This window comes from Microbacterium sp. GCS4, assembly GCF_001262495.1.
In the GTDB taxonomy this organism is placed as follows: Bacteria; Actinomycetota; Actinomycetes; order Actinomycetales; family Microbacteriaceae; genus Microbacterium.
Genome location: NZ_LGYE01000001.1, coordinates 1,116,373 through 1,133,071, shown reverse-complemented (window position 1 = coordinate 1,133,071; position 16,699 = coordinate 1,116,373). Strand labels below are relative to the sequence as shown.

The following is a 16,699-nucleotide window of genomic DNA, read 5'->3' as shown; positions in this document are numbered from 1 at the left end:
TTCGGTTAGCGCTGGGTGACCAATGAGAAAACTCCGTTGATGATGTCCGAGGCGCTCCTTAGGCTCGCATCATGTGCGCCGGCTGTGAATGCGCGCTGTAGTGGCTCCATGAGAGCCGTCGCCAGAGGAAACCGAGGAGACAGAGATATGCCCGCTTTCGATGCCGCGAGCCGCGAGGTTCCCGGGGCCGACCGCAGAAGCCGGAGGCGTCTCGGCGTCCTCGCCGGCACGTGCGTCGCCGCTCTGGGAGCCGGCGCCCTGATCGCCGCACCCGCGTCCGCCGACGTCACCGGGACGGGGGTCGTCATCAACGAGGCGTACCTGTCCGGTGGCAGCGCAGGGGCCGCGTTCACGAACAAGTTCGTCGAGCTGTACAACCCGACGGATGCCGCGATCGCCCTCGACGGCCTGTCGCTGCAGTACCGCTCGGCGACCGGCACGGGGAACTCCAACGGCGTCGCGCCGCTGAGCGGCAGCATCCCCGCCGGCGGGTACTACCTGGTCCAGGGCGGCAGCAACGGTGCGAACGGCGCCGCGCTGCCGACGCCGGACGCGACCGGAAACCTGAACCCGAGCGGCACCACCGGCACCCTCGCCCTCGTGAACGGCACCGCGGCCGTGACCCTCACGCCCGGCTCCGTCACCGGCGTCGACGGGGTGATCGACGTGCTCGGCTACGGCACCTCCAACACGTTCGAGACCAAGGCGGCCACCGCGCCGTCCGGGAACACGGATGTCAAGTCGCTCAACCGTACGAACGGCGTCGACACCGACGACAACAGCGTCGACTTCACCCTCTCGGCCACCATCACCCCGCAGAACTCGGGGGGATCGACGCCGGAGGAGCCGGAGGAGCCGGGCACCGACCCGCAGAAGGTCTCGATCGCCGAGGTCCAGGGCACGACCGACGTCTCACCTCTCAACGGTCAGACCGTCACCGTCGAGGGCGTCGTCACGGCGGACTACCGCACCGGCGGCTACAAGGGCATCGTGATCCAGACACAGGGCTCCGGCGGTGAGACCGACGCGACCCCGGGCGCCTCCGATGGCGTGTTCGTGTTCCTCAACGCGCTTGCCCCGACCCTCGCGATCGGAGACCTCGTCTCGGTGACCGGCTCGGTCAGCGAGTACTTCGGTCAGACGCAGATCAACCCCGCCTCGCTCGCGGGCGTCTCCGTCGTGCAGGCGGGCGTCGGCGTGCCGGCGGTCACCCCGCTGCCCGACACCGTGGTCGGAGCCGACCGGGAGCAGTACGAGAGCATGTTCGTCGCCCCCTCCGGCACCTACCGTGTCGCGTCCAGCCACCAGCTCTACAACTTCGGCACGCTGTGGCTGAACGCCGGAGACGACCTCAACGTCAAGAGCACCGAGACCGCGCGTCCCGGTGCCGAGGCGACGGCGATCGCCGCCGCGAACCGGGCGAACCGCCTGCTGCTCGACGACGGCTGGTCCATCCAGGTCACGAACAACGGGCACCCGAACGACCAGCCGTACTTCACGAAGGATCTCGTGGTCCGGAACGGCGACACGGTCGACTTCCGCGACAACGGCTACGTGCTCTCCTACGGCTTCGACGACTGGCGCCTGCAGCCGGTCGTGCCGATCGACAGCACCTCGCCGGACGCCGCGAAGGTGGGCTTCGAGGCGACCAACCCGCGCGTCGAGACCGCCCCCGAGGTGGGCGGCGACGTCCAGGTCGCGTCGTTCAACGTCTTCAACTACTTCACGACGCTGAAGAGCCAGAATTCCAACGCCCGCGGCGCGGCGAACGCCGCTCAGTTCGCGATCCAGAAGTCGAAGATCGTCGCGGCGATCAACGGACTCGACGCCGAGATCGTCTCACTCATGGAGATCGAGAACTCGATCAAGCTCGGCGGCACGCTCGACTCCGCGCTCGCCGACCTGGTCGACGGCCTCAACGAGGCGGCAGGCGACGACGTGTGGGACTACGTCCGCACGCCGGAGGCGCTGGATGACGCGGCGACGACCGACTTCATCACGAGCGCGATCATCTACAAGAAGGATGACGTGTCGACGGTCGGCGACAGCCTGACCATCACCGACGAGAGCGTGTGGGGCAACGCCCGCGAGCCGATCGCGCAGGCGTTCGACATCGACGGCCGCACCGTCACGGTCGTCGCGAACCACTTCAAGTCGAAGTCGGCTCCCGAGGGCGGCGGCGCCGAGCCCGCCGACGGCCAGGGCTTCTTCAACGCCGATCGCGTCGCCCAGGCGAACTCGCTCAAGGGCCTCACCGCGACGATCGAGGAGGAGACCGGCAGCAGTGACATCCTGCTGATCGGCGACTTCAACGCCTACGCGAAGGAAGACCCGATCGACGTCTTCACGAGCGCGGGCTGGAGTGACGTCGCCCCCGAGAAGGCGCCGGGTCAGCACACGTACACGTTCGACGGCGAGCTCGGCTCGCTCGACCACGTGCTCGCGTCGCCGTCCCTCGCCGCCTCGATCACGGGTGCGGGTGTCTGGAGCATCAACTCGCCCGAGTGGAGCGACCGCGGCTACGCGTTCGGCGCTACGGAGGCGGGCACGCCGTTCCGCTCCAGCGACCACGACCCGATCGTCGTCGGCGTCTCCTCGGAGATCCCGCCGGTGAGCATCGACGTCGTCACGATGAACGACTTCCACGGCCGCATCGAGGCCGACGGGGCCGCAGCAGGTGCCGCGGTCGTGGCGGGAGCCGTCCAGCAGTTCCGCTCCGAGAACCCGAACACGATCTTCGCCGGCGTCGGCGACCTGATCGGCGCCTCGACGTTCACCTCGTTCATCAACGACGACAACCCCACGATCGACGCGTTGAACGCGGCCGGTCTCGACGTGAGCGCCGCCGGAAACCACGAGTTCGACCAGGGCTGGGAGGATCTGCGCGACCGTGTGCAGGACCGCGCGGACTGGGAGTACATCTCGTCGAACGTGTTCCTCACCGAGACGGGTGAGCCCGCTCTCGCTCCCGCCTGGGTCAAGGAGCTCGACGGCGTCAAGGTCGGCTTCATCGGCGCCGTCACGGAGGACCTCGACTCTCTGGTGTCGCCGGAGGGCATCGCCGATCTCGAGGTGCGGAGCATCGCGGACTCGGTCAACGCCGTGGCCGCAGACCTCAAGGACGGCGATCCGTCCAACGGCGAGGCGGATGTCATCATCCTCCTCGTGCACGAGGGCGCGGCGAGCGTCGAGCTGTCGAGCATCACGCCCGACTCGCCCTTGGGCGAGGTCGTCTACGGTGTCGACGACGACGTGAACGCGATCGTCTCGGCGCACACGCACCTGGCCTACAACCACGTGATCGACGGACGTCCGGTCATCTCGGCCGGCCAGTACGGCGAGAACCTGGGCCTGATGAACATCCAGGTCGACCCGAAGACGAAGGACCTGATCTCGATCACCAACGAGATCAAGCCCCTCACCGCGAACGGCCAGGCCCTGTACCCGGCCGTGCCGGAGGTCGCCGACATCGTCGCCAAGGCGAAGGCCGAGGCCGACGTGCTCGGTGCCGTCAAGGTGGGCGACATCACCGCCGACTTCAACCGTGCTCGCCAGAGCAACGGCTCGGAGAACCGGGGCGGCGAGTCCACGATCGGCAACTTCGTCGCGGACGTGCAGAAGTGGTCCACGGGCGCGGACATCGCGATCATGAACCCGGGCGGCATCCGCGCCAACCTCACGTACGCCTCGTCGAACGCGAACGACCCCGCCGGCAACGTCACCTATCGCGAGGCGGCGACGGTCCAGCCGTTCGCCAACACGCTGGTGACGCTGACCCTGACGGGAGCGCAGCTGAAGGGCGTGCTGGAGGAGCAGTGGCAGCCCGCAGGGGCGGCGCGTCCGTTCCTCAAGCTCGGTCTGTCGGAGGGCCTCGTGTACACGTACGACCCGGCGGCGGCGCAGGGATCGCGCATCACCTCGATCACGCTGAACGGCACGCCGATCGACGTATCCGCGAACTACACGGTCGCGGCGAACTCGTTCCTCGCCGCGGGTGGAGACAACTTCTTCACCTTCCGTGAGGGCACGGGTAAGCGCGACACCGGCAAGATCGACCTGCAGTCGATGGTGGACTGGTTCGACGCGAACAAGACCGCGACCCCCGACCTCGCTCAGCGCGCGGTGGGCGTCACGGTCAGCGCGCCGGACGCCGACGGGTACTCGGCCGGCGACCAGGTCACGGTCGCGCTGTCCTCGCTGGCGTTCAGCGCCGGGGAGGCGGCACCGGGCGAGGTGACGCTCTCGCTGGGCGGCACGCAGCTCGCGGCGGGCGCTGTCGACCCGACCATCGTCGACACCACCGACGAGGCCGGTCGCGCGTCGCTGATGTTCACGGTCCCGTCCGGGGTGTCGGGCGACCAGCCCCTCACGGTGACGGTGCCCTCGACCGGGACCACGGTGCAGGTGCCCTTCACGATCACGGAGGAGGAGCCCGAGGAGTTCGCGGGCACCATCACGGTCGACAAGAAGGTGACCGCCGGTAAGAAGCTCCGCGTCACGGGCGCGGACTTCGAGCCGGGGGAGACCCTCACGATCACCCTCGAGCCGAAGAAGGGCGCGCCGGCGCAGGTCGGAACGGTCCAGGTCAAGGCCGACGGTACCTTCTCCACCTCGGTGACGGTCCCGAAGAACGCCAAGCCGGGGAAGTACACGGTCGCGGTGGCGCAGGCCGACGGCGATGCCGCGACGGCGACCGTCACCGTCAACCGGGCGGGCGGCCTCGGAGGCCTCATCGGGGATCTCCTCGACTGGCTCTGGGACCTGATCTCCGGATGGTTCTGATCCGGTAGCAGGATGACGCAGGCGGAGGCCGTCGGGATCGATCCCGACGGCCTCCGTCGTGCGGGCGGCAGCGACCCCGCAGGGCAAGCCTCGCGACGGGTCGCGCCGCCTGGCCGGATCAGGGCGTGAGGACCTCGACCTCCGCCTGAGCGAGCGCCGCAGCGATGCGCGGTTCGGGCGGAGCGTCGGTGATGAGGTAGTCGGCCCGCTCCAGCAGCGCGATCTGCGCGAAGAAGCGCCGGCCGAGCTTGGTGGAGTCGGCGAGGATCGCCGTGCGCTCGGCCCGTTCGATCATCTCGGACATCATCGCCGCGTCGCCGAGGTTCGATGTGGAGTACCCGGCCTCGTCGACGGCGCCGACCGCGATGAGAGCGAGATCGCACCGGATGTCGACCTCCGGACCGCCGGCGGTCATGGTGAACGCGACCGGACCCGTGGTCGCCTGGGTGATGGAACGCACGGCACCGCCGAACACGTACAGGTCGCGGAACACCGTCGGGGAGAGCTCTCCCGGGATGCGCAGGTTGTTGGTCGCGATGGTGAGGTCGTGGTGGTTGCGCAGGGCTCGGGCCACGGCCAGCGTCGTCGTCCCCGCGTTGAGCATGATGACGGAGCCGTCGTCGACGAGTCCGGCGGCGACGCGCGCTATCCGCTCCTTCTCCTCGGTCTGCACGCGCATCCGCACGTCGAGCGCCTTGTCTTTGAGCGCTCCGCTCGTGGCGCTGACAGCGCCGCCGTGCGTGCGGACGAGCACTCCCTCGCGGTCGAGCTGGTCGAGGTCCCGCCGGATCGTGTCGATCGAGACTGCGAAATGCTCGGCGAGGTCGCCGACCGTGACCTGGCCTGTCTGCTCGACGTACGCCGCGAGGTCGGCCTTCCGGCCGGCGGGGAGGCGCCGCTTGGTGGAGGATCCGGATGCGTCCATGCAGACATCTCTAGCACACACCGAGGTAAAACCCGCATAGTCCAGCAGAAAACAGCATCCATTGTCGAAGACTATCTCCATCGAGTAGTGAAAATCGCGCGATATCGACCAGGTAACGGCCGGAGAAATGTCTTGCGTGACCGCAAACCTCGGCATAACATTGCTCAAAACCGCATGAACAAGCATTGAAGCGCGTGATGCGGCACGATCTCGAAGAGGAGAAGTGATGATCACAGTGGGACGTGGGCGACGCACTCTGAAGCTCGCCGGCGCAGCGACAGCAGCACTGACGGTCCTGGCCGTAGCGGGATGCGCATCCGGCGACAGCGGAGACGGCGGCGCCGAGGGCGGCGACGTCACGATCGAGTTCGCGCAGTGGTGGGAGCCCGAGCTCCCCGACGGCGAGTTCCGCGCACTGATCGACAAGTTCGAAGAGGCGAACCCCGGCATCACGGTGGACCTCGTCAGCGGACCCTACGCGTCCACCAAGGAGCAGCTGTTCGCGGGCGCCGCGTCCGGCACCATGCCGGACGTCGTGGGCCTCGACGGTGCATGGGTCAACGACTTCGCCTCGCAGGGCGTCATCGCCGACCTGACGGAACTGATGAAGGAGAACGACTACGACGACAGCGAGCTGGCCAGCCAGATCCAGGTCGACGGCAGCACCTACATGATCCCGGTCGTGAACTTCGTGTACCCGATGTTCACGAACGACACCCTGCTCGCCGACGCGGGCGTCGCCGCTCCGCCGACCACGCGCACTGAGTTCGCGGATGCCGCGAGCAAGGTCACCGCTCTCGGCGGGGACGTCTCCGGCTGGGTCCTTCCGCTCTCGCTCGAAGCACCGAACGGCGTGCAGAACGACGTCATGTCGTGGGTCTGGGCCTCCGGCGGCTCGATGCTGAAAGACGGCCAGCCCGACCTCACGAACGACGACGTGACCTCGGCGATCGACTACATCGGCGGCCTGTGGGACGACGGAGTGATCGCCTCCGGCTCGTTCACGATGAAGGAGCAGGACAAGGTCGAGGAGTTCACGAACGGCCGCGTCGGCATGATGATCGACTCCCTCGCGCACATCAACCTGATCCGCGAGTCGAACCCCGACCTGAAGTTCTCGATCTCCGCGATCCCCGCCGAGGACGGCTACGACGGCGAGCGGGGCATCCCGTACGCGTCGTGGGGCATCGGCGTCGCCGAGAACTCCGAGCACAAGGACGCGGCCTTCAAGCTGGTCGAGTTCCTCATGAGCCAGGACACGAACTCCGAGCTCTCCACGATGGCGAAGGCGTTCCCCGGCAACTCCGAGTCCGTGCCGGACTTCGTGAACGACGACGAGCTCTTCAAGACGGCGTTCGAGATCTACCAGGCCGGCTACCCGGCCAACGAGTTCACGGGGCTGCCCGTCGCGGAGGACCTCATGCGTCAGCTCGGCGAGCAGCTGCAGTCCGCGTTCGACGGCCAGCAGTCGATCGACGATGCGCTGAAGGCGGCACAGGAGTCCTGGCTGAAGGAGTTCTGACCCTCCGCCCGACTCCCGCATGAACGGGGTGCCGCGTCGTGAACCCGATGCGACGCGGCACCCGACCAACCAAGGAGCACCGGTTCCCATGAGCCTGAAACTGTCCGACGACACCGAGGTGATCGTCACGGGCGTCGCCCCCTCGCGGCGCCGCCGACAGCTGCGCAAGACCACCGAGTCGTATGCGTTCCTGTCGCCCACGGTCATCCTGCTGTTCGTGCTGATGATCGTCCCGATCGTCATGGTGATCGGCTACTCGTTCCAGGACAACGTGATCCTGAACAAGTCCCCCGAGTTCGTCGGGGTGGCCAATTACGTCGAGATCCTGTCGGACCCCGGCTTCTGGAAGGCCACGGGGAACACGATCCTCTTCACGGTGACGAGCGTCGCAGCGCACCTGGTGCTGGGTCTCGCCTTCGCCATGATGCTCAACAGTCCACTGCTGGGTCGGTTCTCGCGCTCGATCTTCCGTGCGTTGTACGTGCTCCCGTGGCTGTTCACGGTCGCGGTGATCGCCGTGTTGTGGCGCATGCTGCTCGCCCCCAACGGCGTCGTCAACTTCCTTCTCAACACCGACATCGAGTGGCTGGCATCGCCGCAGCTCGCGCTCGGCACGATCATCTTCATCAACATCTGGGCGGGCTACCCGTTCTTCATGGTCAGCCTGCTCGCAGGCCTCCAGGGAGTGCCGGCAGACCTCCACGAGGCGGCCCGCGTCGACGGCGCGAACGCCGTGCAGCGCTTCTGGAACGTCACGATCCCGCAGCTGCGCCCCATCATCATCAGCCTGGTGCTGCTCGACCTGATCTGGACCTCGCAGCAGTTCGCTCTGATCTGGATGACCACGGGCGGTGGCCCGATCGACGTCACCGAGGTGCTCAGCACCTTCACCTACAAGCTCGCGTTCGCCAAGTACGATTTCTCGCTCGCCGCGACCTCTGCGGTGCTCGTGCTGCTGATGTCGATGGTGCTCGCCGTGTTCTACGTCCGCCATCAGAAAGCGAGGGACTGATCATGGCTCTCACCGTCGACTCCCGGCGTCGCGCCGCACGCTCCACCCTGGTCGCCAAGTCCGGACTGATCCTCGCGCTGATCCTCGGCGCCGTGTTCGCGGCCGGTCCCGTGCTCTGGATGCTGTCGAGCTCGTTCAAGTCGAACACGCAGATCTTCGAGCTCCCGCCGCGCCTCATCACCGACACGTTCTCGTTCGACGCCTACGTCGCGATCTTCACGAACCCCGAGACGATGCGGTTCTTCCTGAACAGCTACGTCGTCGCGGGCTCGGTGACGATCCTCACGCTGCTCGTCGCGATCCAGGCGGCCTACGCCTTCAGCCGCTTCGAGTTCCGCGGCAAGCGCATCCTCAACGTCGTGATCGTGAGCGTGCAGGCGGTGCCGCCGATCACGCTGCTGATCCCGTACTTCGGACTCATGGTCGCGCTCGGGCTGTACAACTCGTACCTCGGCCTCATCCTCACCTACATGGTCTTCACGCTGCCGTACGCGATCATCATGATGACCGGGTACTTCAACACGCTCCCGAAGGAGCTCGACGAGGCCGTGCGCGTCGACGGCGCCGGCTCCATGACAGCTCTCTGGCGCATCCTCGTGCCGATCTCGGTGCCGGGCATCGTGTCGGTCGGCATCTACACCTTCATGATCGCGTGGAACGAGTACCTGTTCGCGCTCACGCTCACGCGCTCGATCGACATGCGCACTGTACCTATCGGCATCCAGCTGCTCATGGGCCAGCACTCCTACGACTGGAACCAGATCATGGCCATGAGCGTGCTCGGCTCGATCCCCGTGCTCATCCTCTTCCTCTTCTTCCAGAGGTACTTCATCAGCGGTCTCACGGCGGGGTCCGTGAAGAGCTGACGCCGTCCGCCCTCGACTTCACACCATCACGAAACAGGAGAAACACGTGCTCTACACCGGCAAATCCATCCTCGACGTCGCCAACGAGAACAACTTCGCCATCCCCGCGTTCAACATCAGCGACTGGGCGATGTTCAACGGCGTCATCGACATCAGCGAGGAGCTGGACGCCCCCGTCATCATCGCCATCCACCCCGACGAGGTCTCGCACATCACGACCGATCTCATCGCCGCGATGCACTCGCGTGCGCACCGCGCCAGCGTCCCCGTCGCGATCCACTGGGACCACGGCGGCACCTACGAGCAGATCATCCAGGCGATCAAGGCCGGCTTCACCTCCGTCATGATCGACGCCTCGCTGCTGCCGTTCGAGGAGAACGTCGCGCTGACGCGCAAGGTCGTCGAGGCCGCGCACGCGGTGGGCATCCAGGTCGAGGGCGAGCTCGGGACGATCGGGGCGAACGACAGCTACGGCGAGTCGGGCGCGGCCGAGATCATCTACACGAACCCGGACGACGCGGTGCGCTTCGTGGAGGAGACCGGCGTGGACAGCCTCGCGATTGCGATCGGCACCTCTCACGGCCTGTACCCGAGCGACAAGAACCCGGAACTGCGTCACGATCTGCTGGAGCAGATCAAGGCGGCGGTGGGGATTCCGCTCGTGCTGCACGGTGGCTCGTCGAATCCCGACTCCGAGCTGAGCCGCGCGGTCGAGCTGGGAGTCAACAAGATCAACATCTCGAGCGACATCAAGGTCTCGTACCACAACCGCATGCGCGAGGTCCTCGGCACCGATGAGCGCCTGCGCGAGCCGAACGCCATCCAGCCCGAGCCGATCGCGGCGATGAAGGTCACGGCGGCCGAGAAGATCCGGCTGTTCGGCGCCGACGGCAAGGCGTCGCTGTACTGAGCGGCGGACTCGGAGGATGATCGGCGGCGTGGACAGGAAACTCGTGCTCGGACTCGGCGGCACCGTCGACTACGAGCTGACGTGGGACTCGGCGGTCCTCGACAGGCTTGCGCACCTGCACGGGGTGCGGCGACACGAGCTCACGACCACGGCGCCGATCGTCGACGAGCGGTCGCTGCTCGTCGCGATCGTCGCGTTCCTCGCCTCGGGGTCCGGCGGAGAGCGCTTCGTCGTCTCGTCGGAGGTCGTCGAAGGGTTCGCGGCGCATTTCGAGCGGACCGTCACCCTGGGAGGGACGGGCGTGCGGGCCGGACTCGTGCTGGATGCCCTCGGGATCCCCAGCACGCAGCACCTGGTGAGCATCGACGACACGGTGCGGCGGCTGCTGCCCCCGGCCCTCTCGTACGTGTGCTCGGCGACGGAGGACACGCTCGACCCGCACCTGATCGTGCAGTACCCTGTGGGTGCGCGGGTGCGGCTGATCGACGGGGATGTGCTGTCGCCCGCCGCCAACCGGCTGATCTTCGCGAACGACCCGCCGAACCGGACGATGCTCCTGTCCGACGGACTCGGAGACGAGCTCGCGCACGCCGCGGCCTTCCTGGTGTCGGGGTTCAACACGATGCAGGACCACGACCTGCTCGAGCAGCGTCTCCGCACGCTGCAGGAGGCGATGAGCCGGCTTCCCGCCGACGCCCTGGTCTACTACGAGGATGCGGGCTTCTACTCGCGTCCGTTCGCGGAGACCGTTCGGCAGCGGATGCTGGAGCGGATCGACGTGTACGGCATGAACGAGGACGAACTGCAGGAGTACCTCGGACGCGCCGTGAACCTGCTCGACCCCGCGGACGTGATCCGCGCCCTCGACGACGCCAGGGCGATCATCCCGGCAGCGGCGCTCGTCGTGCACACCCGGTACTGGGCGATCGCCGTCGGACCGGATGCCGCGCAGCACCGCACCGCGCTGGAGAGCGCCGTGCGGGTGGCGGCGACGCGTTTCCGGGTGGGCGACCGGCTCACGGCCTCGGACGTCGCCGAGACGGCGTCGATGCCCCGTCACCCGGGGGGAGAGGCTCTCGTCGCGGCGGTCGAGGACGCGATCGACGGCGCGACGGGGATCGCCGCGTTCGCGCTCGACGTCGCGATGCCGACCACGATCGGCCTCGGCGACACGTTCGTGGGAGGGTTCCTCGCCGGCGCCACCCACCCCGAGGCCGTCCGATCGGATGACGCCAGACAGCGATCGGATGCCGCCAGACAGAAGGAGTCTGCATGAGGCCGCTGGCCCTGCCGTCGAATCGTCCACCCGAGCGCTTCTACCGCGGAGGTTCGCGTATCAGCGCCTTCCGGGGAGAGCTGCGGGACGCCCCTCGTGAGCCGGAGGACTGGATCGGATCGGTCACCACGGTCAGCGGCGACCCCGCGCTCGGACTCACGCATCTGCCCGATGGGACGCTGCTGCGCGACGCGGTCGCCGCGGATCCAGTCGCCTGGCTGGGCGCCGACCACGTCGATCGCTGGGGCGACGACACACGACTCCTCGTGAAGCTGCTCGACGCGGGGCAGCGCCTGCCGGTCCATGCGCATCCGCACGACGACTTCGCGGCGACTCATCTCGGTCGCGCGCACGGCAAGGCCGAGGCGTGGTACATCCTGCAGGGCGGAACCGTGCACGTGGGCCTGCGGGCGGACGTCGACCCGTCTGAGCTCGCGGCGCTCGTGGAACGCCAAAAAGTCGCAGCGCTCCTGGGGCTGCTGCACGAGATCGAGGTCGTGCCCGGCGATGTGGTGTGGGTTCCGCCGGGGGAGCTGCACGCGATCGGCGCCGGCATCCTCCTCCTCGAGCTGCAGCAGCCCGAAGACCTCTCGATCCTCCTGGAATGGCAGGACTTCGCGATCGACGGTCCCGCACTCGGGCACCTCGGTCTCGGCTTCGACCTCGCGCTCGCCGCGGTGAACACGGGCGGCCGCTCCGTGGAGGACATGCGCGAGCTCGTGCGCACTGCCCCGGCATCCGGTTCGGCGTTCCCGCCCGCCGCCGACGAGTACTTCCGACTCGAGCGGCTCCCGGTCGACGGCGACGCCGTGGTGGACGCCGGATTCGCGATCGTCGTGGTGAGCCGCGGAGAGCTCGTACTGGGGGAGGAGCAGGTGTCGGCGGGCATGACCATGCTCGTGCCGCATGCGGCCGGCACCCTCGCGGCGAGCGGCGCCGGCGAACTCCTCGTGGCCCGTCCGCCCGCGCCCTGACGATCCGTATCAGGCCCTGACAGCCGATATCAGGCCCAGTCGGCGCAGGTGACCTCGGGGAAGACCCGGATGCGCTGGTCGGCCGTCACGAGGATCAGTCCGTCGATCTGCGCCTGAGCGACCAGCATCCGATCGAAGGGGTCGCGATGCTCCCAATCGAGTTCGCCTGCGGTTCTCATGTGCTCGCCGGACAAGGGGAGCTCCTCCGCGAGCAGGGAGCGCAGCAGCGCGGTCCAGCGGGCGAGCACCTGTCCGCCGTGCTGAAGGCGACCGAGCCGGACCTTCTGCGCGATCTCGTAGCCGGTGGCCGCCGAGACGAACAAGGCGTCGGCCCCGACGAGGGAGTCGCGCAGAGCGCGGGGAACACGCTCGGGATCGGTCGCGAGCCACAGAACGACATGCGTGTCGAGGAGGTAGGCGCTCACCGGTCGTGCTCGCTCAGCGGATCCTCGGAGTGACCGTCTTCCCATTCCGCGAGCTCCGCCGAGCTCATGTCGTCGAGCAGGTGCTCCGCGCCGATCGGCGGGATCTCGGGGAGCAGCGGACTGTCGAGTCGTCGCCGGGGCGGCGATGCCGCGGTGATGCGCGCGATCGGGGTTCCGGCTCGGGCGATCACGATCTCCTCGCCGGTTTCGACGCGCCGGAGCAACTCGGAGAGCCGGGTCTTCGCATCCTGCACGTTCACGGTGGTCATCTCGACATTCTATGACTGGTCTGGTCACCTTGACCAGACCAGCTCTTCACCGCCTCAAGAGACTCCGGCGGCGCCGACTAGACTGAGGACATGCCCGAACCGAAAGTCGCCAGCTTTCCGGCGATCCGCGGTGCGCTGAAGTTCTACCAGATCGCGTCGATCATCACAGGAGTCATGCTGCTCCTGCTGCTGACGGAGATGGTGCTGAAGTACACGCCGATCCACCTCGAACTCTTCATGGGCGGCTCCGGCGGGCCGCTCTGGTTCGCAGGAGTCCTCGCCGGGCCGGACTGCCAGTGGTGGTCGCTCTTCGCCCCCATGACGAACTCCTGCGAGATGACCTCGCTCGGCGACGGGTTCAATCTGTCGCTGTTCATCCTCGTCGCGCACGGCTGGTTCTACGTCGTCTACCTGTTCGCCTGCTTCCGCATGTGGAGCCTGATGCGGTGGCCGTTCCCGCGCTTCATCCTGCTCGCCCTCGGCGGCGTCATCCCGCTGCTGTCGTTCTTCATGGAGGCCATCGTGGCTCGTGAAGTCAAGACCTATCTCGCCACACGGGAGGCCGCAGAGGCCTCCACTCCCGCCCCGGAAGGTGCCCGTTGACCGAACAGTCCGAGACCCAGCAGCGCCCCGCCCTCGTCGTCGACTTCGGCGCGCAGTACGCGCAGCTGATCGCCCGTCGCGTACGCGAGGCCGGCGTCTACAGCGAGATCGTGCCGCACACGGCCACCGCCGCGGAGATCGCCGAGAAGAACCCTGTCGCGATCATCCTCTCCGGCGGGCCGTCGTCGGTCTACGAGGAGGGCGCCCCGCGCCTCGACCCCGCGGTGTTCGAGCTCGGCGTCCCGACCCTCGGCATCTGCTACGGCTTCCAGTACATGGCGCAGACGCTCGGCGGCGAGGTCGCGAACACGGGCCTGCGCGAGTACGGCGCGACGGATGCCGTCGTGTCGGGTGACGGCGGAACGCTGCTCGGCGGTCAGCCGGCCGAGCAGAACGTGTGGATGAGCCACGGCGACCAGGTGGCCACGGCCCCCGAGGGTTTCGAGGTCCTGGCGACCACGAGCGCGACCAAGGTCGCGGCGTTCGCCGATGAGGAGCGTCGCTTCTACGGCGTGCAGTGGCACCCCGAGGTCAAGCACTCCGACCACGGCCAGCGCGTGCTCGAGAATTTCCTGCACAAGGGTGCAGGTCTCGCGTCCGACTGGAACAGCGACAACGTGATCGCCGAGCAGGTCGAGCGCATCCGCGAGCAGGTCGGTGACGCGCGCGTCATCTCCGCTCTGTCGGGCGGAGTCGACTCCGCCGTCTCGACGGCCCTCGTGCACAAGGCAATCGGCGACCAGCTGACCGCCGTCTTCGTCGACCACGGCCTCCTCCGCAAGGGGGAGCGCGAGCAGGTCGAGAAGGACTACGTCGAGTCCACGGGCGTTCGTCTCATCACGGTCGACGCCGCCGACACGTTCCTCGGTCACCTCGAGGGGGTCACCGATCCCGAGGAGAAGCGCAAGATCATCGGCCGCGAGTTCATCCGCGCGTTCGAGAAGGTGCAGCTCGACCTCGTCGCCGAGGCCAAAGCCGACGGCGGGGCGCCGGTGAAGTTCCTCGTGCAGGGGACGCTGTACCCCGACGTCGTCGAGTCCGGCGGCGGTGCGGGCACCGCGAACATCAAGTCGCACCACAACGTGGGCGGTCTTCCCGACGACCTCGACTTCGAGCTCATCGAGCCGCTGCGCGCCCTCTTCAAGGACGAGGTGCGCGCGATCGGCCGCGAGCTCGGCATCCCCGAGGCGATCGTCGGTCGCCAGCCGTTCCCGGGCCCCGGCCTCGGCATCCGCATCATCGGCGAGGTCACGAAGGACCGGCTGGAGATCCTGCGCGAAGCCGATGCGATCGCCCGCGAGGAGCTCACGAAGGCCGGGCTCGACCAGGAGATCTGGCAGTGCCCGGTCGTGCTGCTCGCCGACGTCCGTTCGGTCGGAGTGCAGGGCGACGGCCGCACCTACGGCCACCCGATCGTGCTGCGTCCTGTCTCGAGCGAGGACGCCATGACCGCCGATTGGACGCGTCTCCCATACGACGTGCTGTCGAAGATCTCGAACCGCATCACCAACAGCGTCCGCGACGTCAACCGCGTCGTGCTGGACGTGACCTCCAAGCCGCCGGGGACCATCGAGTGGGAGTGAGTCCCTGAAAGGGCGCGGATCATCCGATCCGCGCCCTTTCGCGTGCCCGCCGGAGTAGGCAGGATGGCCTCATGACCTCAGCGCGAACGAAGCTCACGGTGATCGGTGCAGGAAGCGTGGGGGTGAGCGTGGCCTACGCCGCGCTCATCCGTGGGAGTGCGGCCGAGGTCGCCCTCTACGACATCGCGACGGCGAAGGTGGATGCCGAGGTGCTCGACCTCGCACACGGCACGCAGTTCACCGCGGCGTCGGTGAGCGGCGGCTCCGACCTGTCGGTGGTCGAGGGGAGCGACGTCGTGGTCGTCACGGCCGGCGCCAAGCAGCAGCCGGGGCAGACGCGCATGGAGCTGGCGAGCACGAACGCCCGACTGCTGGAGCGCCTGCTGCCTCAGCTGGTCGAGCGGGCCCCGGACGCCGTCTTCCTGATCGTCACGAATCCGGCCGACGTCATGACCGTGGTCGCACAGCGCGTCACGGGGCTGCCGCCGCATCGCGTGTTCGGCTCCGGGACGGTCCTCGACACCTCGCGTCTGCGGTGGCGCCTGGCGCACCGTGCGCAGGTGAGCACCGCGAGCGTGCACGCCGACATCGTGGGCGAGCACGGCGACACGGAGTTCCCGCTGTGGTCGAACGCGACGATCGGATCGGTGCCGATCCTCGACTGGCCGGCTGATGAGCCGTTCACGGCCGAAGAGCTCGACCGGATCGCGGTCGAGGTGCGGGATGCCGCCTACGCCGTGATCCAGGGCAAGGGCGCGACGAATCTCGCGATCGGCGTGAGCTGCGCGCGCATCGCCGAGGCCGTGCTACGCGACGAACGTGCGGTGCTCCCGGTCGCGACCGTGCTGAATGGCGAATACGGCCTCAGCGGAGTGGCTCTGTCGGTGCCGTCGGTGGTGGGTGCCGCGGGCGCCGTGCCGCTCGGGGAGACGCCCGTGAACGCGCATGAACTCGCGCTGCTGAGGGCCTCCGCCGATGCGATCCGCACGGCCGTGGACGCCCTCGACTGAGCTCTCGAGAAAGAATCTCGAAAAAAGTTCACGGGCGATGTCGATCCACGTCGTTCCCGTTCGACGTCTTCAATGAGAGGGTCGATTCACGGCCCCACCGAACAGGAGAAACATCATGAAGTACATGCTGATCATGCGCGCGACCGATGAGGCCGTCGAGGCTTACAAGGACATGCCGTTCGAGCAGGTCATCGAGGCGATGGGGAAGTACAACGAGTCGATGATCAAGGCCGGCGTGCTCGCGGCGGGCGAGGGCCTGACGGATGCCGCCGAGGGCTTCGTCGTCGACTTCAGCGCCGAGACCCCGCTCATCACCGACGGCCCCTACGGCGAGACCAAGGAGCTGTTCAACGGCTTCTGGATCCTCGAGGTGTCGAGCCGCGAGGAGGCGGCCGAGTGGGCGAGCCGCGCACCGCTCGGCAAGGGGTCCTTCCTCGAGGTGCGCCGCGTGACGGACATGTCCGACTTCCCGGCCGACAACGAGTGGATCCAGAAGGAAGAGGGCTGGCGCGAGGAGCAGGCGCAGCGCGCCCAGCAGTGAG

At 67.8% G+C, this 16,699-nt stretch carries 14 protein-coding genes; 11 read left to right on the top strand and 3 right to left on the bottom strand.

From position 1 onward, the window contains the following. Positions 1-147: 147 nt before the first annotated feature. Positions 148-4,782, top strand: a complete 4,635-nt coding sequence (locus AKH00_RS05485) for an ExeM/NucH family extracellular endonuclease (RefSeq protein ID WP_050721637.1) — start codon at positions 148-150, stop codon at positions 4,780-4,782. Between the two features lie 118 nt (positions 4,783-4,900). Here AKH00_RS05485 and AKH00_RS05480 read toward each other — a convergent pair whose 3' ends face one another. Then, positions 4,901-5,707: a DeoR/GlpR family DNA-binding transcription regulator gene (locus AKH00_RS05480; RefSeq protein WP_050721636.1), complete on the bottom strand. Its 807-nt coding sequence runs from the start codon at positions 5,705-5,707 to the stop codon at positions 4,901-4,903. A gap of 226 nt (positions 5,708-5,933) precedes the next feature. Between AKH00_RS05480 and AKH00_RS05475 the strand changes: the two genes are divergently transcribed. The 6 genes from AKH00_RS05475 to AKH00_RS05450 all read left to right on the top strand — a co-directional run bounded on the left by AKH00_RS05475 (position 5,934) and on the right by AKH00_RS05450 (position 12,267). Beyond that, a complete protein-coding gene (locus AKH00_RS05475) occupies positions 5,934-7,229 on the top strand; it encodes an ABC transporter substrate-binding protein (protein ID WP_050721635.1) in 1,296 nt (431 codons plus the stop codon). 88 nt (positions 7,230-7,317) lie between these two features. Continuing rightward, positions 7,318-8,241: a carbohydrate ABC transporter permease gene (locus AKH00_RS05470; protein WP_050721634.1), complete on the top strand. Its 924-nt coding sequence runs from the start codon at positions 7,318-7,320 to the stop codon at positions 8,239-8,241. A 2-nt stretch (positions 8,242-8,243) separates the two neighbouring features. Beyond that, on the top strand, positions 8,244-9,107 hold the full coding sequence (locus tag AKH00_RS05465; protein WP_050721633.1) for a carbohydrate ABC transporter permease: 864 nt from the start codon (positions 8,244-8,246) through the stop codon (positions 9,105-9,107). Positions 9,108-9,153: 46 nt separating this feature from the next. Beyond that, a complete protein-coding gene (locus AKH00_RS05460) occupies positions 9,154-10,017 on the top strand; it encodes a ketose-bisphosphate aldolase (protein ID WP_050721632.1) in 864 nt (287 codons plus the stop codon). A gap of 28 nt (positions 10,018-10,045) precedes the next feature. Next, positions 10,046-11,293 (top strand): ADP-dependent glucokinase/phosphofructokinase, encoded by a 1,248-nt coding sequence (locus AKH00_RS05455; RefSeq protein ID WP_152926101.1) that lies wholly within the window; start codon positions 10,046-10,048, stop codon positions 11,291-11,293. After that, positions 11,290-12,267 (top strand): class I mannose-6-phosphate isomerase, encoded by a 978-nt coding sequence (locus AKH00_RS05450; protein WP_050721631.1) that lies wholly within the window; start codon positions 11,290-11,292, stop codon positions 12,265-12,267. Before AKH00_RS05455 ends, AKH00_RS05450 begins: the two co-directional genes overlap by 4 nt. 29 nt (positions 12,268-12,296) lie before the next feature. Here the strand turns inward: AKH00_RS05450 and AKH00_RS05445 are convergent, their stop codons facing one another. Continuing rightward, entirely contained in the window at positions 12,297-12,692 is a 396-nt protein-coding gene (locus AKH00_RS05445) for a type II toxin-antitoxin system VapC family toxin (protein ID WP_050721630.1), read from the bottom strand. Continuing rightward, positions 12,689-12,961, bottom strand: a complete 273-nt coding sequence (locus AKH00_RS05440) for a type II toxin-antitoxin system Phd/YefM family antitoxin (protein WP_050721629.1) — start codon at positions 12,959-12,961, stop codon at positions 12,689-12,691. The genes AKH00_RS05445 and AKH00_RS05440 overlap by 4 nt, the downstream gene beginning before the upstream one ends. Positions 12,962-13,051: 90 nt before the next feature. On the opposite strand from AKH00_RS05440, the gene AKH00_RS05435 reads away from it, so the two are divergent. The 4 genes from AKH00_RS05435 to AKH00_RS05420 all read left to right on the top strand — a co-directional run bounded on the left by AKH00_RS05435 (position 13,052) and on the right by AKH00_RS05420 (position 16,698). Then, positions 13,052-13,564 (top strand): DUF3817 domain-containing protein, encoded by a 513-nt coding sequence (locus AKH00_RS05435; protein WP_050721628.1) that lies wholly within the window; start codon positions 13,052-13,054, stop codon positions 13,562-13,564. Continuing rightward, positions 13,561-15,147, top strand: coding sequence for a glutamine-hydrolyzing GMP synthase (guaA, locus tag AKH00_RS05430; RefSeq protein ID WP_050721627.1), 1,587 nt, complete (start codon positions 13,561-13,563; stop codon positions 15,145-15,147). Before AKH00_RS05435 ends, guaA begins: the two co-directional genes overlap by 4 nt. Before the next feature lie 71 nt (positions 15,148-15,218). Further along, positions 15,219-16,157, top strand: a complete 939-nt coding sequence (locus tag AKH00_RS05425; RefSeq protein WP_050721626.1) for an L-lactate dehydrogenase — start codon at positions 15,219-15,221, stop codon at positions 16,155-16,157. Between the two features lie 115 nt (positions 16,158-16,272). Next, positions 16,273-16,698 (top strand): YciI family protein, encoded by a 426-nt coding sequence (locus AKH00_RS05420; protein WP_050721625.1) that lies wholly within the window; start codon positions 16,273-16,275, stop codon positions 16,696-16,698. Position 16,699 lies beyond the last annotated feature (1 nt).